Raw genomic sequence first — 23967 nt, 5'->3', positions numbered from 1 at the left:
AACAGATGAAACCGATATTAGGAATTACCATGGGTGATGCAGCGGGAATTGGTCCGGAGATTATTGTCAAAGCATTGGCTGCAAAAGAAATATATGAGATTGCAAGACCCGTGGTTTTTGGCGATAAAAAAATAATGGAACGTGCCATCGGGATTGTCGGTGGGGACTTAAAATGCCAGACGGTTCAAGAACCAAGTCTAGCTGGCAAAACGTATGGAACGATTGATGTTGTTGACTTAGATAATCTACCCTTGGATTTGCCTTTTGCACAAGTTGATGGAAGAGCTGGTAAAGCAGCCTATGAATATATTGAGAAAGCGGTTGGCTATGCGCTAAAAGCAGAAATTCATGCAATTGTCACTGCTCCTTTAAATAAAGAGGCATTAAATCTTGGCGGCTGTCATTATCCCGGGCATACAGAAATACTGGGGGCTTTATCCGGGCAAAAAGATTATTCCATGATGCTAGTCGGTGGGGCTCTTAAAGTTATTCATGTGACAACTCATGTACCGCTTAGAAAAGCTTGTGATCTTGTTAAAAAAGATCGTGTGCTGCGTGTCATTCGATTAGCAAATGATACATTGAAAATGATGGGCATTGTAAAGCCACGGATTGCTGTAGCCGGACTGAATCCTCATTCTGGTGAACATGGTTTGTTTGGTACAGAAGATGAACTGGAAATTACACCAGCCGTTGATGAAGCAAAGGCAATGGGAATGGATGTTACCGGACCGGTACCGCCAGATACTGTATTTTATCAGGCGGCAATTAGGGAAAGATTTGATATTGTTGTAGTTATGTATCACGATCAAGGGCATATTCCCATTAAAGTGTTAGGTTTTGAAACAGGAGTGAATGTTACTGTCGGGTTACCATTCATCAGAACCTCTGTTGACCATGGTACCGCATTTGATATTGCAGGCAAAGGGATTGCAGATGGAAAAAGTATGACTGAGTCATTATTACTTGGTGCAAAGATGGCAAAAGTAAAATTTGCCGATCTTTAAAATAGATCAAATACTATAAAAATTCAAACTGAAAGGATGATTATTATGTTTAAGCCAGAAGGCATTATTGCTCCTATTCTTACTCCCTTAACAGCAGAGGAAAAATTCAATGAAAAGGAACTGCGCAGTCAAATTAATCGCTTAATTAACGCAGGAATCAGCGGTATTTTTGCTCTAGGGACAAATGGCGAATTCTATGCATTTTCAAAAGAAGAAAAAATCGAAATCATTAAGGTTACGGTTGATGAAGTAAAAGGCCGAGTACCTGTATATGCGGGTACTGGTTGTATCACAACACAGGAAACAATTGAGCTGTCAAAAATTGCTAAAGAGCTAGGGGTCGATGTATTATCCATTATCTCTCCATACTTTGCCGGCATTTCACAAGATGACTTATATCGTCATTTCAGCAGTGTGGCCCAAGCTGTTGATCTGCCAATCCTGCTTTATAACATTCCGGCAAGAACAGGCAATAATATCGATTACACCACAGTGAAAAAATTGGCGAAATACGAAAATATTATTGGTATCAAAGACAGCAGCGGTAATTTTGACAATACGTTAAAATACATTGAAAATACCGACCCGCGCTTAAGTGTATTAGCTGGCAGTGATTCATTGATTCTATGGACATTATTGGCAGGCGGTACAGGGGCGATTTCCGGTTGTTCTAATGTATTTCCTGAATTAATGGTGAGTATCTATCAATTATGGTCACAGGGTAAAATCGAAGAGGCAAATGAAGCACAAAAGAAAATTAGACCATTTCGTAATGTTATGCAAATGGGCAATCCAAACTCTGTTGTTAAACGTGCGGTCAACTTACTGGGGCACCCAGTTGGTCCAGGCCGGGAACCTTCAAATTGCAATAAACCTGAAATTGATGCAGCATTACTTAAAGTTTTTGAATTGTACAAATAGTAATCAAAGGCTAATCTGTAGTTTTTAAATATAAAAGAGTAAGAGCATAGAGTTAATGAGTTGCCCAGATGACTAGGAAACAGTATTGACTCTATGTTTATAACTCTAATTCCTCTAATTTCTAACAAGGAGCGCTAAAAATGAAAAAAGTTGTTATATCCCATAGATTACACGATGATGGAATGGCTGTTTTAGAAAAAGCAAACGTAAAGGTTGCCATAACAAACAATGGTGATCCAAAGGCAATGCTGCCTGAATTGCTTGATGCGGAAGGTCTTATCATACGCATTGGCTCCATTGACAGGGAAACAATGCTGGCTGCAAAAAATTTAAAGGTTATCGGACGTCCTGGTGTTGGTGTTGACGATGTGGATGTAGAAGCTGCAACGGAACTTGGTATTCCTGTAGTCATTGCTCCTGGCGCTAATACTCGTTCGGTAGCCGAACATGCTTTTGCCTTTATGTTTGCTGCGGCGAAGGATATGGTGCATAGCGATAGAGAGCTTCGTAAAGGTAATTTTAATATACGAAGCAGTTATAAAGCTTTTGAGATATATGGCAAAACATTAGGTTTGGTTGGTTATGGTCATATTGGCAGTGTTCTTGCGAAGATGGCGTCTGGTGTTGGAATGAAAGTTGTTGTGTACGATCCATTTGTTGCACCGGAAGCAATCACTGAACAAGGATATCAGCATGAAACAGAATTGAATGCGGTTTTAAAAATAAGCGATGTGATTTCTTTACATGTTCCTTTGACACCTAAAACCAAAAATCTCATTGGTGCAGCGGAGCTAAAAATAATGAAGTCAAGTGGCATTTTAATTAATTGCTCCCGGGGCGGTATTATTGATGAAGCTGCTTTGGCAAAAGCGTTAGAAGAGAATCAAATACATAGCGCAGCCACGGATGTTTTTGAGAATGAACCAGTGACTGTTGATGAACCTTTATTTAAGTATGACAATATTATCGTATCTCCCCATATGGCAGGGCAGACCAAAGAAGCAGCCTCAGGTGTAGCAACCATGGCAGCAGAAGGCGTGATTGCGGTAATCAATGGTGAACGCTGGAAGAACGTATGCAATCCAAAGGCCTATGAACACCCTCGGTGGAATCAATAATGTTCGCTAAAATACGACTTTTTTGAAATAACTGAAACTTGAAATATTTTATTTAGAAAAAAGTCAGCCTTAGCATAAATTTGATAATTAAATGATGGGAGAATGTAATCATGAGTAGTATATATTCGTTGCTGAATATTGGAAAAATCGTTGCTGGTGCAGGTAGTATTGAACAAATAACAAATATCGCAGCTGATTATGAAGCTAAAAATGTAGTGATTATCACTGACCAAGGTGTTTGGACTTCTGGTTTAGTGGACAATCCTAAAGCCTTACTTGAAAGAGCAGGTGTGAATGTCCATGTAATCAATGATACTCCGCCTGAACCAACGGTAGATCAAGTAAATGCAATATTCCAAGCTGCAAAGGAATTTGAATGCCAAATGATTATCGGCATTGGCGGCGGCAGTTCCATGGATGCAGCAAAAATCGTTTCTTTGTTACTTACAAACAGTGTAAATTTACGTGAATTGGTGAAAGGAAAAGCGCAAATAAAACGCCGCGGCGTACCAACACTTATGATTCCAACAACGGCAGGTACTGGTTCTGAAGCGACACCAAACGCCATCGTTTTAGTGCCAGAAGAGGAATTGAAAGTTGGCATCGTCAGCGAAAAGATGGTACCAGATTGTGTTATCTTAGATCCCAATATGACAATTAATTTACCGAAACATATTACTGCCAATACAGGAATGGATGCGTTATGTCATGCCATTGAATGCTATATTTCTAAAAAAGCGAATCCTTTCAGTGACACTTTTGCATTGAAAGCAATTACTTTGATTTCTCGCAGTATTCGCACTGCATATCATGATGGACATAATGTAGCAGCCCGGGAAGATATGCTTTTAGGAGCGATGTTTGGCGGTATTTCGATTGCAACTTCTAGTACCACTGCAGTACATGCGTTGTCTTATCCTCTGGGAGGAAAATATCATATTCCCCATGGCTTATCCAATGCAATTCTGTTACCAGATGTAATGAAGTTTAACTTGGACGTTTGCGAAGAGAAATTTAAAGATATAGCGGTTGCAATGGAGCTTGAAATTTCCGGCAGTACCACTAGACAGGCTGCAGAGAAAATGATCGATAACCTATATTCCTTAATCAAAGATTTGAATGTTACCTGCGATTTACGGGCCAAGGGCATTAATGAAGCGGCCCTCGACGATCTGATAGAGGCAGCGGCTAAGGTAACACGTCTTTTGGATAACAATCCGAAAGTGGTAACAAAAGAAGATATGAGGGCAATTTATAAAAAATTATTGTAATTCAATCCGCTTCCTTCCTGCAATAAAAAGGAAGTTTATGAACAAGCGAAAGTAATAAGCGTAATAGCAATACATATAATGGAGGGGTTATCTTGTCAACAGAGAAAAAATCTAATGTGCGATGGGTTGTTGCAGCGTTAATGTGGTCAGCAATTGCTATTAATTATATTGATCGTACCGTGCTTGCAGCTGCAGCTCCTTATATTACTAAGGAATTTAGTATAACGCCAAGCCAGATGGGTATTATCATGTCAGGATTTTTTTGGTCATATGCCTTGCTCCAGGTTCCAGCAGGTTGGTTTGCTGATAAAATTGGACAGAAAAAAACACTTGGCTTTGCTGTAGCCTGGTGGTCGATCGCCACAGCCTTAACGGGACTCGGAACAGGGTTTAAATCAATACTAGGGTTTCGCGTAGCTCTTGGGATTGGCGAAGCGGCTGCGTATCCAAGCAATGCAGGGATTTCTTCCAAATGGTTTCCTGATAAAGAACGGGCAACTGTTGGCGGGCTCTTTGACAGCGGTTCGAAATTTGGCGGAGCGGTTGCCATGCCGCTTATTGTCTGGCTTATTGCTTTATTTGGCTGGAAGATGACTTTTGTTATTATCGGTGGGGCGGGGATTGTCTGGTCTATCATCTGGGTCATGTACTTTAAAGAAATTCCCGAAGAACACAAAGGTGTCAATGCTGCTGAGTTAAAATACATTCGCGATGGACAGTCAAAAAAAGAAGGTCTTGATAAAGAACAGCCGATGAAATGGTACGAACTTTTAAAATACAGAAATATTTGGGCAATGTGCATCGGGTTTTTTATGATTAATTATACTTCTTATTTCTTTATTACATGGCTTCCCACGTATCTGATCAAGGAAAAAGGCATGGGAATGCTGGCTATGGGTTTTGCAGCTATGCTGCCTCTGTTAATCTCAATGTTTGTTGAAGTTGCTGCGGGCTGGGCATCGGACAAGGTACAGTCAAAAGGGTGGCTGTCTTTAACTGCTACTCGTAAGGTCTTCTTAGTTGGCGGTCTTCTGATGGCATCTTGCATAGGTCTGGCAGCTTTCGCGGAGTCGGCGGTAACCGCCATCGTACTTTTATGTATTGCAAAATCCGGTACGACAGTGGCTGCTTCCCAGGTGTGGGCGCTTCCCGGCGATGTTGCACCTAAAAATATGACCTCAGTGGTTGCTGGACTCCAAAATTCGGTTTCTAATATGGGCGGAGTGATAGGTCCTATTGTCACCGGCGCAATTTTGCAAGCTACCGGTTCATTTACTATGGCGTTGCTCCTTTCTTCAGCACTTTTGGTTGTTGGTATTTTGAATTATCTATTCTTGCTGGGAAAAGTTAAGCATATAGAGGTGTAAAAAAGATAAACAAGTAGGGACAACTACATTTAGATTAATATAGCAAATGCTTTGACGTATCTTGCAGACTTAGCCTGTGCATCAGGTGGTGATTTCCACCTGATGCATTTTATCTTACTATAGGGTATGCAGTATCTTAAATATTGAAGTGATTGAATAATACTGCTGGATAAAGGATATTTAAATAACTTTGAGTAGATTTGCTATCACATTTGATAGGAGGAATCCACAAAATGAGTGTTAAAAAGAAATTATTGCTCATTATGATATTAATAAGTTTTATACCGCTCATACTATTGTCGGTTATTTCAATACGGTATTTAAGTGCGGAACTAGAGAAAGAAACAATTAATCAATGCAAGGAACTCGCAATTGAAGTTAATCTGCAAATTAATGGATATCTTGATAAATCTTTTATTGCACTTAAGACAATAGCTGCCAATCCAACGGTAAAGTCTTTTGATGTACCTAAGATAAAAACATTTCTGGTTCAGGTTCAGAAGGTGTATCCAGAAAACTCATTTGCCCTTGACGATGTAAAAGGAAATCAGGTTGTACGTGGTGACAATATCCCGGTTGCTAACATTTGGGAGCGTCCTTTTTATCAGTTAGCGCTCAAGGGGCAAGATGAAGTAATATCAGGAGTTGTTTTTAGCAAAAACTCGAATCGTTTTGTTATTAACCTTGTAACGCCTGTTCGTGATGCAGATGCAGCAGGCGGGATAATCGGAATCATGCAGGGGTCAATTACCCTCACGAAAATAAGTGAATTTGTGACGAAATTGTCTAATGATGGTACGGTTGCTTATGTAATTGATGGTGAAGGTAAAGTATTGGCTCATCCAGATCAAAATTTGGTCAAAGATCGTGTCGATATGAGTGAAGTAGGTTTTATAAAACAAGGCTTATCTGAGAAGAAAAGCGGATTTGCAACTATGGAGGATAAAGAGACAGGTAAAAAATTAGTTACGTATACTTATGATGATAGAACAGGCTGGCTGATATGTTTGGAGGTACCTTATACTGTTATAACAGAGAAAACCCATTCTTTATTAGTTATGATGGGATTGGTAACGCTGGTGGTATTGGTGTTAGTGGGGATATTAGCTTTTTTTATTGCCAAAAGTTTTTCAGAACCAATCTTAAAGATGCAGAAGCTGGCGAGCCAGATTGCCCAGGGTGATCTTACCCAGAAAATCGAGATATCTTCCAAAGATGAAATCGGCCTGCTAGCTGCCGCTTTTGCTACAATGGTAACTAATTTGAAAAAACTAGTCGGTCAGGTGCAGGGGAATGCTCATCAGTTGGCCGCAGCATCGGAAGAACTAACGTCCAGTGCTGAACAGTCCGCATTGGCTGCGAATCAAGTTGCATCATCCATAACGGAGGTGGCAGAAGGAACGGATCAGCAATATCATGTACTGAGTGAGGTAACCACTGTAATAGAACAAATGTCGAAGAATATTCAGCAGGCTGCAAAGAATGCTAGTGGGGTATCAGAGCAGTCGATTAAAGCCGTCGATACAGCCCAGGAAGGCGGCAGGTCAGTACAAGGCGCTGTTAAGCAAATGCTGGATATTGAACATACGGTTAGTGCTTCGGCTATGGCTGTTGCGCAACTGGGTGAAAGGTCAAAAGAAATAGGACAAATTGTTGATACGATTTCTGGAATTGCAGGTCAAACGAATCTTTTAGCTTTAAATGCAGCGATCGAAGCGGCGAGAGCAGGTGAGCAGGGGCGCGGTTTTGCAGTCGTTGCTGAAGAGGTTCGCAAATTGGCGGAACAATCCCAGGAGGCGGCAAAACAAATTGCTCATCTGATTGGCGAAATTCAAAGTGAGACAGACAAAGCTGTAGTCGCTATGCAAGAAGGTACGACGAAGGTTAAGGCTGGTGCCGGAGTTGTAAATGAAGCGGGCGACAGCTTCCAAGAAATCATTGTGATGGTAACAAACTTGTCAGTTCAGGTTGGGGAGATATCAGCCGTTATCGGGCATTTGGCAAGTGACAGTCAACACGTTGTGCTTTCGGTACAGCAGGTTGATCAATTAACGAAGGGCGCAGCAGGAGAGGTACAGAACGTTTCGGCAGCAACAGAAGAGCAGGCTGCTTCTATGGAAGAAATCGCAGCTTCAAGTCAGAAGCTTGCCCAAATGGCTCACGAGTTACAAGTAGCAGTTAGTAATTTCCAGATTTAGCAGACTGTGTAGTAGGAATTAACATTTGTTTTATAGAAAATACCTGTAATCTACCTTATCAGTAGATCACAGGTATTTTTTGCGGTGTAGTCTATTGATAAGCTAAGTGGAAAATGGGAATTCTTTAAAACAAAATTTTGAATACTATGGCATGAAAGGCGGCACCAGACAATGCAGGAATATATTATACAAATTAATTTTATTAATTGTCCGGGATTAGGGTATAAAATATTTCAGATTACCGAAGAACATCATATTGATAAAATCGCCATGGAGGTCATTCCCAACTATGGAATGGTTCTTCAATTTCAGTGTGATTCTCCAATGCAAGTTCAAGAATTCGTTGCCGACTTAAGAACATTAGAGAATATTCAATCCGTTACATTCCGCAGTCAAATGCCTTATAAAGAAAAGGAGCATAAATTACGAACCATTCTCAATTCCGTTAGCGAAGGGGTGCTTGCCATTGATGGGCAAGGTGAAATTTCCCATATTAATCAAGTTGCATGTAAAATATTCAATTGTACTCCAGATGAGGTCGTCGGCTTACAAGTGGAAAAACTGCTGGGAAAAAACCCATCTATTCTCGAAACATTACAGATGGGACATACGTACCGCTTAAGAGAGCGAAAGATTCAGAAGGATGGCAGGACGATACAATTTCTCTTCAGCAGTGTTCCAGTGAAAAATGATCAGGGAGAAATTATCGGGGCGGTCTCTACCGTTCAAGATTTTCATCAAGTAAAAAATATACTATTGCAATCGGATAAAACCCGTCCTTTGATTACTTTCGATGATATTGTGTATCAAAGTCCCCAAATGGCTCGACTCATAACCGTTGCCAAAACCGTAGCTAAAAGCTCCTCAACCATTTTGCTGCGGGGGGAAAGCGGTACTGGCAAAGAATTATTTGCAACAGCTCTTCATACGGGCAGTCTCAGGTGTGAGAATCCTTTTATCGCTATCAACTGCACAGCATTGACGGATACCCTTCTGGAAAGCGAATTATTCGGTTATGAAGAAGGGGCTTTTACCGGCGCTGTCAAAGGAGGAAAAAAGGGACTTTTCGAACAGGCTGACAATGGTACGTTGTTCTTGGATGAAATTGGAGACATATCCCAGAGACTGCAAGTTCAGTTATTGCGCGCTCTGCAAGAAGGCACTATTCGCAGAGTGGGGGGGAGTAAAGAGATTGCGGTGGATGTGCGGATTATTGCCGCGACCCATCGTAATTTGGAAGAATTAATCTGTTCGGGTAAATTCCGGGAGGATTTATATTATCGGCTGAATGTGATCCCATTGATTATTTTGCCCCTGAGAGAAAGAAACGAGGACATTCCCTTGCTTGCCCAGCATTTAATCCGAAAAATCTGTACGAAACTGAATAAGTCAGAAATGTATTTGGCAAAAGAAAGCGCAGCTCTCTTGATGGAGCAAGAATGGCCCGGCAATGTAAGGCAGTTGGAAAATACCCTGGAGCGTTTGATTAATTTGACTGATGCTGCTGAAATTAGACCAGATCATCTTTTCGCTTGGGCCGATATCACTGCTTACAGTCATAGCAGAAAGAATATCTCACGCAATGAGCAAACACTGCAAATTGAGATTCCCCTTGAAGGTGAATGGCCTTCGCTAAAAGATATTGTTGCCGGTATTGAAAAAGAAGTCATTATGAAGGTCTTAGAAAAACACCCTTCATCAAGATTAGCAGGACAAGTTTTAGGAGTATCAAATACCACGATATTAAATAAAATTCGGGCATATAAGATTTGAAAGATATATTTATATTCATTATTGGTGGCCTTTCGGTTTAAGAAACAAGTTATCGTAAAAAAAGAAGAACTGCATCGTTAGGGGGCTAACTTGGTGCGTTTTTTTATCAGCTGAGAAGAAAACGTATCAAGAAAAATTATCGGAATGTTCAATATGCTATTAAATTCCCACTTAAACTGATTTGGCATGAGAGTTGCATGATATAAAAGATGTAAAAGAATTCATTGATTCATTGTCAAGGCAGAGCAGTATAAAAGTGACAACACATTAAAAAATGGGGGAATTTGTGATGGCAGTTAAATATATTCCGGAACCTTTTCGAATCAAAATGGTAGAACCTATCAAAATGCTCACTCGAAAAGAAAGAGAAGAAAAAATCAAAGAAGCCAATTATAATCTGTTTAACCTTGCTGGGCAAGATGTTTATATTGATCTTCTAACGGATTCGGGTACTAATGCCATGTCTGATCAAATGTGGGCTGGCATTATGAGAGGCGATGAAGCCTATGCGGGATCTTCTAGTTATTACAAACTGGTCGAGGCCGGAAAGGATATTTTCAATTATGGCTTTATTCAGCCGGTTCATCAGGGACGTGCAGCGGAAAAAGTTCTCTTTGGTACAGTACTAAGCGAGGGTAAAGTGGCGATCTCTAATATGTTCTTTGATACGACGAGAGCACATGTAGAGCTTTGCGGCGCAAGGGCCATAGACTGCGTTGTTGAAGAAGCAAAAGACCCCGCTAAGAGAGCTCCCTTCAAAGGGAATATGGATGTTAAAAAGATGGAGAAGATCATCTTAGAATATGGTCCTGAAAATGTCGGATTGGTGGTTATAACCGTTACCAACAACTCTGCCGGTGGTCAGCCTGTATCTGTGCAAAATGTTCGCGACGTAGCCGCTGTCTGCAAAAAATACAATATCCTTCTGGATATCGATGCTGCCCGTTATGCTGAGAATGCCTACTTTATCAAATTGCGTGAGGAAGAATTTAAAGATGCATCCATTAAGGAAATTGTCAGAACCATATTTGCCTGTGCAGATATGTTTACCATGTCTTCCAAGAAAGATTGTGTAGTAAGTATGGGGGGGCTTATTGGTATTAAGGATGCTGATTCTCCGTTGATTCTGCCTATTAAGGCTCGCTGTATCTCCTTTGAAGGCTTTACCACTTATGGAGGTCTTTCTGGGCGTGATTTGGAAGCTTTGGCTCTGGGGCTTTACGAGGGACTGGATGAAAATTATCTGCGATACCGTATCGGTCAAATGGAATATTTGGCAGCTCGCTTGGATGATGCAGGAATTGCTTATCAGTCGCCAGTTGGGGGTCATGGTGTATTCGTAGATGCTAAGGCGATGTTCCTCCAACTGCCTTATTATGAATTTCCAGGTCAGGTTCTTGCGATTGAGCTATATAAGGAAGCAGGAATTCGTACATGTGATATCGGCTCCTATATGCTGGGGAATGATCCTGATACCAAAGAACAGCTTCATGCGGATTTTGAGTTTACTCGTTTGGCTATTCCCCGCCGCGTATATACCCAGGCTCATTTTGACGTAATGGCTGATGCCCTTATTGCCATCAAAGAAAGGGCACATGAGATCAAGCATGGTTATAAAATCACATGGGAACCGCCCATCCTTAGACATTTCCAGGCATCACTAGTCCCAATTGAAGAATAGGAAAAACTAACAAAAGGACTGCCTTGTTACGATATTTTTTAAATCGTAATGAGGCAGTCCTTTTGTTAACCCTTAGTGCCCTTTGCGTCTTTGTGGTTCGATTCGTTTTATTGACTAAAATGAGAATATTATAAAAATGTCAACAAGTCCTATGACGAAATCGAATTTTGATTTTCTTGAAAAGCATATATAAGTATTATATGATGCAAATAGAACATTATATTTACATTTTTAAAGGAGGAACGCCAAGTGGAGAAAGTTGTAGCGAAGCAAAAAGATGGTTTAGGAACACGCGCGACGATTCAAAAGTTCGGAAGGTTTCTTAGTGGAATGGTAATGCCCAATATCGGAGCTTTTATCGCATGGGGATTTATTACTGCTTTATTCATTCCAACAGGATGGCTGCCAAATGAAAACTTATCAAAACTAGTCGGACCCATGATTGTCTATCTGCTGCCCTTACTGATTGGTTATACTGGCGGGAAAATGGTCTACGATGCCAGAGGCGGAGTAGTTGGTGCCGTTGCCACTATGGGTATTATTGTTGGTTCGACCCAGCCTATGTTTTTGGGTGCAATGTTAATGGGCCCTATCGGCGGCTGGGCCATTAAAAAGGTTGATGAAGCATTTGAAGGCAACATTCCTGCTGGCTTTGAAATGTTAATCAATAACTTTTCAGCTGGTATTGTTGCCGGTGTTCTTGCAGTCTTGGCATTTGTTGGTGTCAGCCCTATCATGTTAGGGATTACGGCAGCATTGTCAGCTGGTTTAGCAGCCGTTGTAAATGCTGGATTATTACCTTTAGCAAATGTATTCATTGAACCTGCTAAAATTCTTTTCCTGAATAATGCTTTAAATCACGGAATTTTAAGCCCTATTGGAATGGAACAGGCAGCCAAAGCAGGGCAATCTGTTATCTTCCTATTGGAACCAAACCCAGGGCCGGGTCTCGGCATATTGCTGGCATATTGGTTTGCAGGTAAAGGAAGTATCAGGCAATCTGCACCGGGTGCCATTATCATTCATTTCCTTGGCGGTATTCATGAAATTTACTTCCCTTATATCCTGATGAATCCTCGTTTACTATTAGCTGTTATCGGTGGTGGTGTCTCTGGTACTCTGACTTTCCAAGCTTTAGGTGCTGGTTTGGTTGCTGTGCCTGCTCCTGGCAGTATTTTCGCATTGATTGCAATGTCTCCTAAAGGCGGTCTCTTAGCCGTATTAGCAGGTGTTGCCGTTGCAACAGCCGTAGCATTTTTCATTGCCTCTGCAATTCTTAAAATGAGCAATCAGGTTGCAGATGAAGACGAATTAGTGCAAGCCACTGCAAAAGTACAAGAACTCAAAGGCAATAAAGTAGAAGTTACTCAAACTGTTTCTAAAAAAGTAAATAAAGTGGTATTTGCTTGTGATGCGGGCATGGGGTCTAGCGCTATGGGAGCTACGATTCTTCGTAAGAAGTTTAAAGAAGCGGGCATAGACATTGCTGTTATCAATACGGCAGTCAATGAACTTCCTAGCGATGCTGATATTGTTATTACCCAAAGAACGTTAACCGAACGTGCAAAAACGAAACTGCCGACGGCAGAACATATTTCGATTGAAAACTTTTTAAACAGCCCTGAATACGACCAGTTAGTAAAACGTTTGTCATAAGCTAATTCTTCCTCACTTGAAGTCGCAGACATACATCGTTCCTGACTACGTAACATAAAAAGAAAGTTCACGCTGGCAATGTAACTAGCGTGAACTTTTTTCTTATGCATCACAATGGATCCTGCAGTACTTGACGTGAAGAAAACTTTAGTATACGATTGTAATACTTAAAACGTATTATACGCATGAAGTATTAAACAAAAGAGGGAGGTTGTTGGGTGAAGGAGTTTCAGATACTTCATAAACTAATTCATATATTTAAAGAAAAGGAAATAAGGCAGTTTGAGCGAACAGGACTCTCGGGCAAAGAGTTATATGTACTGCAGCATATACGTACAGATGATCCTTGGAGGTTCAATGATTTTGCCGAACACTACTGTATTAAACCCTCTACGTTAACTGGAATTGTAAGTCGTTTGGAGAACAAAGGGCTTGTTAAGCGAGAACGGACGGAGAAGGATCGAAAGGCTGTTTATTTATACTGCACTTCTAGTGGAAGAGATCTTGGAAGAAAACATATAGAAGAAGACCAGTTGTTTTTTCGTTCGCTGTTATCAACATTAGAGCCACAGGAGAAAGAGCAATTTATCGGACTTACCAAAAAGATTATCGACAATCCTGAACGTTGCCAGTAGTAATAATAGTAGCAATGATGACTAGTAAATCACACCATTTCGGCGACAAACGACTTTTAAATATAAATTTCGATTATTTTTAAAGAATAATCGACAAATGCGCGCGATTTTGCTATTATTAGTGTCGTAGAAAATTATAGTATGCAAAAAATAAGTATTTATCTTTAAATAATATACTTTTACATAAGATCATTTTTTGAGCTTGGGTAGCTCATTTTAAAATAATATTTATAAACAGGAGCTTTTAAAAATGACAATTGCCACGCCTTATTATTTGATTGATGAAAAAAAACTGCTGCGGAACTTGCAGATCATTCAGCAAGTGCGTCAGCTTTCTGGAGCCAAGTCAGTATTGGCCCTAAAATGCTTTTCCACCTGGAGTGTATTTGATTTGATGAAGCAATACATGGATGGCACCACATCCAGCTCTCTGTATGAAGCACGTCTAGGACATGAAAAATTCGGTAAGGAGACCCATGCGTATTGTGTGGGATATTCCCAGGAGGATATCCTGGCTGTAACCGAATTTGCTGATAAAATTATTTTTAATTCTGTTTCCCAGCTTGACCGATATTACGATGTGGCCAAATCAGCTAAATTGGGTTTGCGCGTCAATCCGGGAATTAGCCATTCTCATTTTGATTTAGCCGATCCAGCACGTAAGCATTCAAGGCTGGGAGTTGTTGACAAGCAAGTATTGGCACAGCAGCTTCATCGTCTTAGTGGTTTGATGTTTCATTATAACTGTGAAAATGATGATGTGGATACTTTTTCAAAGCAACTTGACTTCATTGGTGAATACTATGGGGATATGCTGAAACAATTACAATGGGTAAGTCTTGGCGGCGGATTATATTTCACCAAAGAAGGGTACCCAATCGAAACTTTCAGCAAAAAATTAGATGATTTTGCTAAAGAATTTGATGTTCAGGTATATTTAGAACCAGGTGAAAGTGCGATTACTGGCTGTGCAGAGCTGGTTACCAGCGTGGTTGACTTGGTTCATAATGAAATGGACATTGCCATTGTTGATGCTTCTGTGGAAGGACATATGTTGGATTTATTAATATATAGTCTTTCTGCCAAAATAGATGAGAGCGATACCGGAAAGTATCAATATATGGTTGCCGGCCGATCTTGCCTAGCGGGAGATGTTTTTGGCACCTATCATTTCCAAGATAAACTGCAAATTGGCAGTGAAATTCGGTTTGCGGACGCGGCCGGTTATACGATGGTAAAAAAGAATTGGTTCAATGGGCTTAAGATGCCAGCTATTGCTGTGCGGAGGTTGGATGATACTGTAGAAGTGATCCGCAGATTTAGTTATGCAGATTTCTTAAATAGTTTATCATAAAAATTGTATTACAAGTAAGGGAGGAAAAAATGAAAAAAAATGTTTTAATTGTAGGTGCTGGGGGAGTGGCTCATGTAGTTGCTCATAAGTGCGCGATGAACAACGATGTCTTAGGGGATATTTGCATAGCTTCTCGGACCCAGCAAAAGTGTGAGGCAATCATCGAAAGTATACTGCGCAAAGGTCACTTAAAAGATTCAACAAAGAAACTGTATTCACGAGAAGTAGATGCTTTGAATATTCCATCTTTGGTGGAGTTAATCAAAGAGACCAAATCAGAAATTGTTATTAATGTAGGTCAGTCCTATATTAACATGTCCGTTTTAGAGGCATGTATTGAAGCTGGTGTCGTGTATATGGACACAGCAATTCATGAAGAGCCGGATAAGGTTTGCGAAAATCCGCCTTGGTATGCGAACCATGAGTGGAAACGCAAGGAACGCTGCGCTGAAAAAGGGATTACGGCAATATTAGGTATTGGCTTTGATCCTGGTGTAGTAAATGCCTGGTGTGCATTAGCGCAAAAGGAATACTTTGATACCATTGATACAATTGATATCTTGGATGTTAATGCTGGCAGTCATGGCAAGTATTTTGCCACTAATTTTGACCCAGAGATTAATTTCCGAGAATTTAAAAAGGTATGGACTTGGATAGATCGTAAATGGGTGCTGCAGAAAGTTCACTCCATACGTGTAGATTATGATTTTCCTGTGGTGGGATCATGTCCCGTATACTTGACAGGACATGATGAGCTGCATTCTCTATCTAAGAATATTGACGCAAATTCCATTCGTTTCTGGATGGGTTTTGGCGAGCATTACCTTAATGTATTTTCCGTTTTGACCAATATTGGTCTTACTTCGGAAAAACCAGTGAAAATAACAGAAGGTGTGGAGATCGCGCCTCTTAAAATATTAAAAGCTTTACTGCCAGACCCATCCTCCTTAGCTCCTGGTTATACTGGCAAAACCTGCATTGGCAATTACATCAGCGGAACCAAGAATAATGAACCAAAAGCAATCTTTATTTATAATATTTGTGATCATGCTGAGTGTTACCAAGAAGTAGAATCCCAGGCAATCAGCTATACAGCAGGGGTACCAGTAGCAGCGGCAGCGATGTTAGTTGCCCGCGGTGAGTGGGATGTAAAACATATGGTAAATGTTGAAGAACTAGAGGCAAAGCCGTTTATTGATTTACTTGATACAATGGGCTTACCTACTGAAATTAATGAAGCTCCAGTAGCCTTTACACCGCCGATAATTGAATCATTAGAGTCTGTTTGATGATATAGGGGAACCTCTTATGGATACTAAAAGTATTCACAAGAGGTTCCTTTTTCTTCTAGTATAGTGACCTATATTCCAAGCTCTTTGCGCTTTTTCTCAATATGGTCTACATAAATTTGAACGGTTTTGTCCGCAGATGTTTCCACTGTCAATTTGCCCAAACCCAAGGTTTCAGTCGTTTCTGTTAGTGTTTTTACTACTAAATCGCTCCCTGTCACCGAAGGAACTGGGGCAACATGTACTAGCCACCCCAGGGCAATGGCAGTACAAGCATCGGCAACTGCCTTTTGCTCTAAATATTCAGGTGCACCAATAACAATTGGCAGCATATTCGTATCTACATCTAGCGCGTCAGCAATCTCTTTAGCCGTCTGGGTCATTTTCCCAATGTCTACACATGCACCATAAGAGAGTACTGGCGGAATTCCTAATGCCTTACACACTGCCTTCAAGCCACTTCCCGCTTCGTCCGCTGCCTTGGGATCTGCCAGCCCAGTATACTGCATTACGGATGAAGTACAGCCACCAGATAGTACTAGGATGTCTTTTTCAATAAGACCTTTCGTAATCCGGAAAATGTTACTACCACCTTGTCCATATCGAGCAGTTGTACAGCCAACGATCGTAGCAATCCCGCGAATTTTCCCCTCTACAATTGCATCTATCAGTGGCTTCCACGAACCACCTAAAGCTGCTTTTACTGATTCGGTACTAAAACCAATCATACAATCAGACACATGTGGGGGAATATAGACTTCTCTATTTTCTGCTTTTCGCTTAGAATACGCCTCAATTGCCATATTTAAGATCTTTTCCGCCTGTGTACTCATCTCTTCAGGCTTAAATTCTACAACTTGTGTATCAGGCATACGAATGACTTCATGGGTACTAACCATAGTAGTGCCAAAGCGCTTAGCATATAAGGGCAGGGTCGGAATCGTACAATTGTAATCAAACATAAATAGATCCACTGCCCCAGTTGCTAACAGATATTCTTCTGACAACCATTCCCCTTCCTGACCACCGTACGCGCTCATCTTCCCAGTATCTTCATAGTTAAGCAGCTGTTGCCCTTCACAAACATGACCTAATATCTGAAGACCCGTTGCACCTGCTTTTCGTGCCTTTTCCTGCCATTTAGGAGTGGAAGCTAATTCAATTACAACGTGTGCTGTAAGCGGCATATGTCCATTGGTAATAATATTTACCATATCCTTATTGAGTAAGCCCATATTTTGTTTTGCAGTTCTTATCTTTTGTGTACCCATTAATATTTCTTGTAAAATATCGAGAGCAAATAAGCCTTGATATTCATTTGCGACACCTAATCGTACGGAAGTGAGTAAAAAATCAACTGGATCGGCATTCAGATTTGTCATGCACTTTGTTTGCGCTAATGCGATTTCACTAAAACCACCACCTGGGAATAAGCCTAATTTGCGCCATAATTCTTGACGTTTAGGAGGAGCAAAGACTTTGGTCATTGCCGACTCTTCCCAATAAGGTCTCCCCATATCTTCAAGCACCCAATTGGCGAAATTAACCGCCACTTTATTTACATCTTCATGGCTGTTTAATCCAGCCATTTCTGCATATTTGAGTAATTTTTCTTTATCACGGATTTTTAAACCACTATTGGGATTTTCGGCAGCTGCTTTCAAAGTACGTGCAGCTTGCTGCGCGTGGAATATATTTGCTGAAGTTCCAATCGTGACGTGGCGATACACAAAATTTCTCGAGACCATTACATCTGCATCAACACCGCAGTTACCTCGGGGCGTCTTGGCATTAATACGACAGGGACCATTGGCACATAATTGACAAGATAAACCGGATGTACAAAAATTACAGCGAATCTTCTCCTGTTGCTCGAACCGATCAAAAACATTAGTGAGACCTTGCGCGTGAACGTGCTGATACATTTCACGCATGGCAGGATCGACTATTATATTAAGGGGAAACCCATCTTTACTCTGATCATGGGTTTTAATATGCTGGCGCTGCCATTTATGTACTTCCTCCATAGAAGCAGGCGATTTTTCAATATCATAGTATTTTTTAGCATTCTCATGAACATCAAAATGTGCATTAGGATTATTGGTACCGCTTGCGTCACCTTTCCCAGCAATTGACTCCACATCACCACGACTAGTTTGATCCGAACTTTTAATTAATGTTTCTTTCTCATTTGACATTAGCATAATCTCTCCTTCTTATTATAGTTTCAACAATTTTCCTGTGAATATTCATTTATCAACCCTTGCTGTTACAACGTTAGCACGAGCATATACATGTGTAACCACATAGGCTGCATTATCCATTAGCTTGGTGAGAAAGCACAACGATTGACATGGCTACCCTTATCATAATATCTCCTCCATTTCTGATACTTCATGGTTTTATTTTAGTATCTTCATATCTTTTATAAATCATACGCAAAGGGGCTATATGAATGATAATTGCGATAACGTTTCCGTGCATTCGACGATATAGGACCAGAGTTTCTAACTAAAATGGAAGGAGTAGAAAAAATAAGCCTATAAAAGGCTTATTTAAAAGATAAAAAGATCGCTGTACCTGTTTGGACTATTTTAGCCATACAGCAGCGATCTTTTTATTTTTTACTCTTTTGTCAAAATTGATTGAGCCGGATTAACGATTTGAAGAGGTGTTTCGAAATAGTGACTGGTTCTAGGGAAGGCAATGCTTACATTTTCTTCTTCTAGTATTTTCAGGATTTGAAAGTTAATATCTTGTTTGATATTTAAATATTCTTCCCAGATTGTAGTTTTTGTGAAAAAATACATAAAGATTTGTAAGCCGCTTTCACCAAATGAATCAAACTTTACAAAAATCGTCTTATTATCAATGGAAGGATGCTGCACAAGCATGTACTGAATTTTTTCAATGCACTTTTTGAGGGCATGACTTGGAGTGTCGTATGTTACTCCAAGATTGAAGGTAATCCTGCGCATTTCTCGTTTTGTGAAATTAATAATAGGAGCATTGATAAGATTGGAATTTGGTACTGTTACCAAAGCGTGCTCAAAGGTTCTAATTTTGGTGCTTCGAAAATTGATATCTTCTATGGTTCCTTCCAAATCACTTGTTTTTATCCAGTCGCCAATGCTAAAGGGGCGATCTGCAATAATCACCATTCCTGAAAATATATTGGCTAGCAGATCTTTAGCTGCCAATGCAAACGCAAGCCCGCCTAAACCGAGACCTGCGATAAAACCATTAATGTCGTATCCCCAGTTACTGCAAATTGTTACAAAGGCAAGTGACAGGATTAGAAAGCGGATCATTTTTGAGAAGAATGGAATCAAGATCTTATCAACGTTGATATCAAGAACATTACCTAATTCTTCCACATTGTTTCCATAAAGCTTCACTAACGTATGTATGCCATGGGCCATAAAGAGAACAATGAAAGAACGTAACAGTTGATCCAATAAATGATCATAGGTAAGAGGAAAAATATTTCGTAATGCTAGATAAGTTCCTAATGCGACGATTGTATTTACTAAAGGACACCTAAATGCAGTTATTAAATATTCATTTGCAGTTGCTTTTGTGTTACAAATTTTTATTAGCAAATAAAGAATGTACTTTGTAAATTTATTTCTAAATAGCCAAAAAAATAAAAAAATGACTATTGATACTCCTAAACGATATCCATGCTCATAACTAAAAGCAGTTTCGATTAGCTGATAATAATGTGTGGCAGTACTCCAAAAGCTATAATCCATATATCTACCCCCTGTTATAAAAAGTGATTCATTAGTCATTATTGTAATTCTTTTTGCTTTAGTCTGCAATGAATAATAATAGGAAGGTTTTGGATTGTAACAAAGTTATGCTTGAAAATCTGACAATGAGGGATGAATTATTTTATGGGAAGGCAAGTGGATCGAATTGTTTAAGTGATAACAATCTTTTATATAGTCGACGAAAGCTTGAACTGCAGAAAGGTTTAGGGATGAAGTGCGACATAACATCCATGTTCTTCGTAGAACAGGGGTATTATCACGCCAGTATAATTCTCGTGTAAAAAGTGAGGGCTGTTCTTTTAAGCCGATAGCTGGTAAGATCGCCCATCCCAGGTCGTGGAGAACCATTTGCCGGCAGGTATCCATACTATCGACTTCCATCGTTATTTTTGATGGGCAAGGATATGATTCACGCCACCAATTATGGACCATATCTTTTAGCGCAGAATCTGTTCCATAATGAATACGAGGAAGATAGGGTAAATCCTTAAAATCAACTGGCTGGCAGGCCGCAAGACAAAGTGGTTCTTCACTCAGCATGTATTTTTCTTCCGGCCAGAAACGATCGCCCCGTAAAATGGCAATCGTCGTTTCTTCTTTTTGCAGTAATGTATACATGTTAGAACTTAAGCCTGTTTTTACTGATATCTCGACATTGGGATAGAGAGTAAGGAACCCTTTGAGTATGGAAGGGAGTTCACAATGAGCAAAAACGGAAGAAGTTCCGATACGTAAAGAGCCTTGTACCGAATTTTTCATATTATGGATACGCTCTCGAATGGTTGTCAACTTGGTGAGTGTTTCTAAGGCATAGGCCAGTAATTCTTCACCTTGAGGGGTAAAGACGATCCCTGTAGTATTTCGTATAACAATTTGAGCTTTAAATTCTTTTTCAAGATTCTTTAGACGATAACTGAGAGCTGGCTGAGAAATATATAGACGTTCAGCTGCTTTAGTAATGTTTTTTTCTTCAGAGATAATTTTTAAAATGATGCAATCTTTATCATCCATTGTATTTCCTCACTTTAAGTAGCCATAAAAATATTTTATGGATTTTATAAAATATCGATATTTTATTTATTGAGTTTATTATAGTACAATTCAATTGAAATAGAAAGATTCTGAAGATAACAACAATAAATCATCTTTTGAAAATACGTTGGAGGTATTGTATGTTACAAATTATTCAGCCAAGTCAAGCTGGCACAGTTGAGTCAAATGACATTTTAATCATTCTTACGCCTGTCTCAGCAGATAAAGGAATTCATGTTGAGCTGACCAGTCCCGTGCTGAAAAAGTATGGCCGTCAAATCAAAAATGTGATTCAGGAGGTCTTGCGCGAACAAGGTATTGATGCTGTCCATGTAGCAGCTAATGATAGAGGTGCTTTAGATTGCACAATTCGAGCTCGTATGATGACGGCAATTGATAGAGCAGCAGAGGAGGTACTAGGATGAAATTACGCAGAACCATGATGTTCGTACCCGGCAATAATCCAGGCATGCTAATCAATGCGGGAATCTATGGAGCGGATACCATTATCTTTGATTTAGAAGATTCCGTGGCCCTTAGCGAGAAAGATGCGGCGCGTCATTTGGTATATAACGCCATGAAATTCATCCACTATTCTTGTGAAGTTGCAGTACGCATTAATCACATCAGCACTCCTTTTGGCTATAAAGATTTAGAAACCATTTTAGCCGTAAAACCCGATCTCATACGCCTGCCTAAAGCAGAAACAGCTGTTGATATTGAGGAAATTGATGAGCTGATTACTGCTGCTGAAATAAAACATGGATTCCTTCCTGGCAGCATTAACATGATGGCTGCCATTGAAACAGCAAAGGGAATCCGCAACGCTTATGATATTGCTGCAGCAAGCCCACGAATGGTAGCAATTGCTATTGGAGGGGAAGATTACTTAGCCGATTTACAGACTTCTCGAACCAAAGACGGCAAAGAATTTTTTGCAGGCAGAGGACAATTGATCTTGGCAGCCAGAGAAGCGGGGATTCATGCCATTGACACAGTATTTGGTGATGTTAATAATGAAGAAGACTTTATTGCTGAAACTACTCGGATTAAAGAGATGGGCTTTGATGGCAAATCCGTAGTCAATCCACGACAAATAAACATTGTGCATGAGATTTACACACCAACGGAAAAAGAAATTGATCATGCACAAAGAGTTATTTCAGCCTATGAAGAATCATTGACCCGTAAATCGGGCGTTGTATCGCTAAATGGTAAGATGATTGATATTCCAGTTGTGAAGAGGGCACAAAGAACATTAGCATATGCAAATGCAGTTGGCAAGAACGAAGGGGGGACAACCTTATGATGAATGGCGTTGGTAGAGAAATCCCAGAAAGTATAGTGGGAATTAAAAATGTAAAGCCTTATATCGGTCCTTTTTCCTACGTGCCAACCGGCCGCTTAACGGGTTCTGCTATTAAAGTGAATAAACCACGTTCGGAAAAGGTCCTTGCATCCATTGAGCAGGCAATTGAGGCATCTGGTTTAAAAGATGGTATGACCATTTCCTTTCATCATCATTTTCGTAATGGCGATTATGTCTTAAATATGGTGATGGCTGTCATTGCTAAGAAAGGCATTAAAGATCTGACTCTTGCACCTAGTTCTCTTAATACTATTAATGAAGAAATCATTCCCTATATCGAGCAAGGTGTGATTATTGCGGTAGAAACTAGTGGTGCCCGGGGTAAACTAGGGCAGCTTTTGACCAGTGGTAAACTCTCCAAACCAACCATTATTCGTTCTCATGGTGGACGGGCTAGAGCCATTGAATGCGGTGAACTACACATTGATGTTGCTTTTATTGGGGCACCTGCCTGTGATACCTATGGTAATATCAACGGCGTGGAAGGAAAATCAGCCTGCGGCTCTTTGGGATATGCAATGGTGGATGCAGCTTATGCGGATAAAGTAGTGGCTATAACCGATCATTTAGTGCCATATCCTCTTTTTCCCATCAGTATTCCACAAACGCAAGTTGATTATATTGTGCCAGTAGAAGCGATTGGCGACCCCAAAGGAATTGCCTCGGGAGCACTAAGAATCAGTAAAGATCCCCGGGAATTACTCATCGCTCAATATGCTACCACTGCCATTGAGCACTCTGGATATTTTAAACAAGACTATTCCATCCAACTAGGCAGTGGCGGAGCATCCTTAGCAGCTGCGCGATTCCTAAAGGGAAAAATGCAGAAACAAGGCATTACCGCTAGTTTTGGTTTGGGTGGTGTAACGGCACCTTTTATTGAAATGTTAGAAGAGGGGCTCATTAAGGCCGTATATGATGTACAAGATTTTGATATTCCGTCCATAGAATCCATAAAGAAAAATAGAAATCATCAGGAAATGTCGGCTGCTTTTTATGCAAATCCCCATAATGGCGGACCGATTGTGAACCAGCTTGATGTAGTTATTTTAAGTGCTACTGAAGTGGATGTAAACTTCAATGTGAATGTCATTACGGATTCCAATGGTGTGATTATGGGAGCTGTAGGAGGTCATCAAGATACGGCAGCAGGTGCTGCGTTGTCGATTGTGGTGGCACCACTCTTACGTGGTCGTTTGCCGATGGTAATCGATCAGGTACATACGGTTTGTACTCCTGGAGAGACGGTGGATATCATTGTTACGGAACGGGGAGTAGCAGTTAACCCCTTACGTGCAGATTTAAAGGAGAATTTGAAAGCAGCTAATATTCCTCTTATGGATATAGAAGAGCTGAGAAATATTGCTTATGAATTTGCTGGTAAGCCTGATCCCATTGAAGTGAGTGATAAGATCGCTGCGGTGGTTGAATATCGGGATGGAACTTTAATTGATGTGATTCGACCAACTGCATGACTAAAGTGAGAGAAATATTAGAAAGTAATTTAATTTTTTATGAAC

18 protein-coding genes are annotated in these 23967 nt (G+C 40.3%); 15 read left to right on the top strand and 3 right to left on the bottom strand.

The window, feature by feature from the left end; all coding sequences use genetic code 11:
• The first annotated feature begins 5 nt into the window (after positions 1-5).
• The 12 genes from pdxA to JBW_RS21215 all read left to right on the top strand — a co-directional run bounded on the left by pdxA (position 6) and on the right by JBW_RS21215 (position 16270).
• The gene (pdxA, locus tag JBW_RS21270; protein ID WP_007960144.1) at positions 6-1007 is read left to right on the top strand and encodes a 4-hydroxythreonine-4-phosphate dehydrogenase PdxA; all 1002 of its coding nucleotides are present in this window, start codon (positions 6-8) and stop codon (positions 1005-1007) included.
• A gap of 45 nt (positions 1008-1052) precedes the next feature.
• Positions 1053-1928 carry a 4-hydroxy-tetrahydrodipicolinate synthase gene (dapA, locus tag JBW_RS21265; protein ID WP_007960145.1) on the top strand — a complete coding sequence of 292 codons (876 nt, stop codon included), beginning with the start codon at positions 1053-1055 and terminating at the stop codon, positions 1926-1928.
• A 140-nt stretch (positions 1929-2068) separates the two neighbouring features.
• The gene (locus tag JBW_RS21260) at positions 2069-3046 is read left to right on the top strand and encodes a hydroxyacid dehydrogenase (protein WP_007960146.1); all 978 of its coding nucleotides are present in this window, start codon (positions 2069-2071) and stop codon (positions 3044-3046) included.
• Between the two features lie 110 nt (positions 3047-3156).
• Entirely contained in the window at positions 3157-4317 is a 1161-nt protein-coding gene (locus JBW_RS21255) for an iron-containing alcohol dehydrogenase (RefSeq protein WP_007960147.1), read from the top strand.
• A 92-nt stretch (positions 4318-4409) separates the two neighbouring features.
• A complete protein-coding gene (locus JBW_RS21250) occupies positions 4410-5684 on the top strand; it encodes an MFS transporter (protein WP_007960148.1) in 1275 nt (424 codons plus the stop codon).
• Between the two features lie 233 nt (positions 5685-5917).
• Positions 5918-7882: a methyl-accepting chemotaxis protein gene (locus JBW_RS21245; protein WP_007960149.1), complete on the top strand. Its 1965-nt coding sequence runs from the start codon at positions 5918-5920 to the stop codon at positions 7880-7882.
• A 171-nt stretch (positions 7883-8053) separates the two neighbouring features.
• On the top strand, positions 8054-9655 hold the full coding sequence (locus JBW_RS21240; RefSeq protein ID WP_007960150.1) for a sigma-54 interaction domain-containing protein: 1602 nt from the start codon (positions 8054-8056) through the stop codon (positions 9653-9655).
• 289 nt (positions 9656-9944) lie between these two features.
• Positions 9945-11336: a tryptophanase gene (locus tag JBW_RS21235; RefSeq protein WP_007960151.1), complete on the top strand. Its 1392-nt coding sequence runs from the start codon at positions 9945-9947 to the stop codon at positions 11334-11336.
• Positions 11337-11585: 249 nt separating this feature from the next.
• On the top strand, positions 11586-12992 hold the full coding sequence (locus JBW_RS21230; protein ID WP_007960152.1) for a PTS mannitol transporter subunit IICB: 1407 nt from the start codon (positions 11586-11588) through the stop codon (positions 12990-12992).
• A gap of 218 nt (positions 12993-13210) precedes the next feature.
• Positions 13211-13627: a MarR family winged helix-turn-helix transcriptional regulator gene (locus tag JBW_RS21225; RefSeq protein WP_007960153.1), complete on the top strand. Its 417-nt coding sequence runs from the start codon at positions 13211-13213 to the stop codon at positions 13625-13627.
• A 250-nt stretch (positions 13628-13877) separates the two neighbouring features.
• Positions 13878-14981 (top strand): carboxynorspermidine decarboxylase, encoded by a 1104-nt coding sequence (nspC, locus tag JBW_RS21220; protein WP_007960154.1) that lies wholly within the window; start codon positions 13878-13880, stop codon positions 14979-14981.
• A gap of 29 nt (positions 14982-15010) precedes the next feature.
• The gene (locus tag JBW_RS21215; protein WP_007960155.1) at positions 15011-16270 is read left to right on the top strand and encodes a saccharopine dehydrogenase family protein; all 1260 of its coding nucleotides are present in this window, start codon (positions 15011-15013) and stop codon (positions 16268-16270) included.
• 71 nt (positions 16271-16341) lie between these two features.
• Here the strand turns inward: JBW_RS21215 and cooS are convergent, their stop codons facing one another.
• From cooS to JBW_RS21200, 3 genes are all read right to left on the bottom strand, one after another.
• On the bottom strand, positions 16342-18468 hold the full coding sequence (gene cooS / locus JBW_RS21210) for an anaerobic carbon-monoxide dehydrogenase catalytic subunit (protein WP_036681862.1): 2127 nt from the start codon (positions 18466-18468) through the stop codon (positions 16342-16344).
• Positions 18469-18894: 426 nt separating this feature from the next.
• Positions 18895-20064, bottom strand: coding sequence for a mechanosensitive ion channel family protein (locus tag JBW_RS21205; protein ID WP_235334089.1), 1170 nt, complete (start codon positions 20062-20064; stop codon positions 18895-18897).
• Between the two features lie 66 nt (positions 20065-20130).
• Entirely contained in the window at positions 20131-21057 is a 927-nt protein-coding gene (locus tag JBW_RS21200) for a LysR family transcriptional regulator (RefSeq protein WP_007960158.1), read from the bottom strand.
• Between the two features lie 161 nt (positions 21058-21218).
• Here JBW_RS21200 and citD point away from each other — a divergent pair, with 161 nt between their 5' ends.
• From citD to citF, 3 genes are read left to right on the top strand one after another with little or no spacing between them, the layout of a single operon-like run.
• On the top strand, positions 21219-21503 hold the full coding sequence (gene citD, locus JBW_RS21195) for a citrate lyase acyl carrier protein (protein ID WP_007960159.1): 285 nt from the start codon (positions 21219-21221) through the stop codon (positions 21501-21503).
• Positions 21500-22387 (top strand): aldolase/citrate lyase family protein, encoded by an 888-nt coding sequence (locus tag JBW_RS21190; RefSeq protein WP_007960162.1) that lies wholly within the window; start codon positions 21500-21502, stop codon positions 22385-22387. Before citD ends, JBW_RS21190 begins: the two co-directional genes overlap by 4 nt.
• A complete protein-coding gene (citF, locus tag JBW_RS21185; protein ID WP_007960164.1) occupies positions 22384-23922 on the top strand; it encodes a citrate lyase subunit alpha in 1539 nt (512 codons plus the stop codon). Before JBW_RS21190 ends, citF begins: the two co-directional genes overlap by 4 nt.
• The last annotated feature ends 45 nt before the right edge of the window (positions 23923-23967 follow it).

Origin of the sequence: Pelosinus fermentans JBW45 (assembly GCF_000271665.2) — a bacterium.
GTDB classification, from domain to species: domain Bacteria; phylum Bacillota; class Negativicutes; order DSM-13327; family DSM-13327; genus Pelosinus; species Pelosinus baikalensis.
The sequence above is the reverse complement of the archived record's forward strand: the minus strand, read 5'-3'. Positions and strand labels throughout refer to the sequence as shown.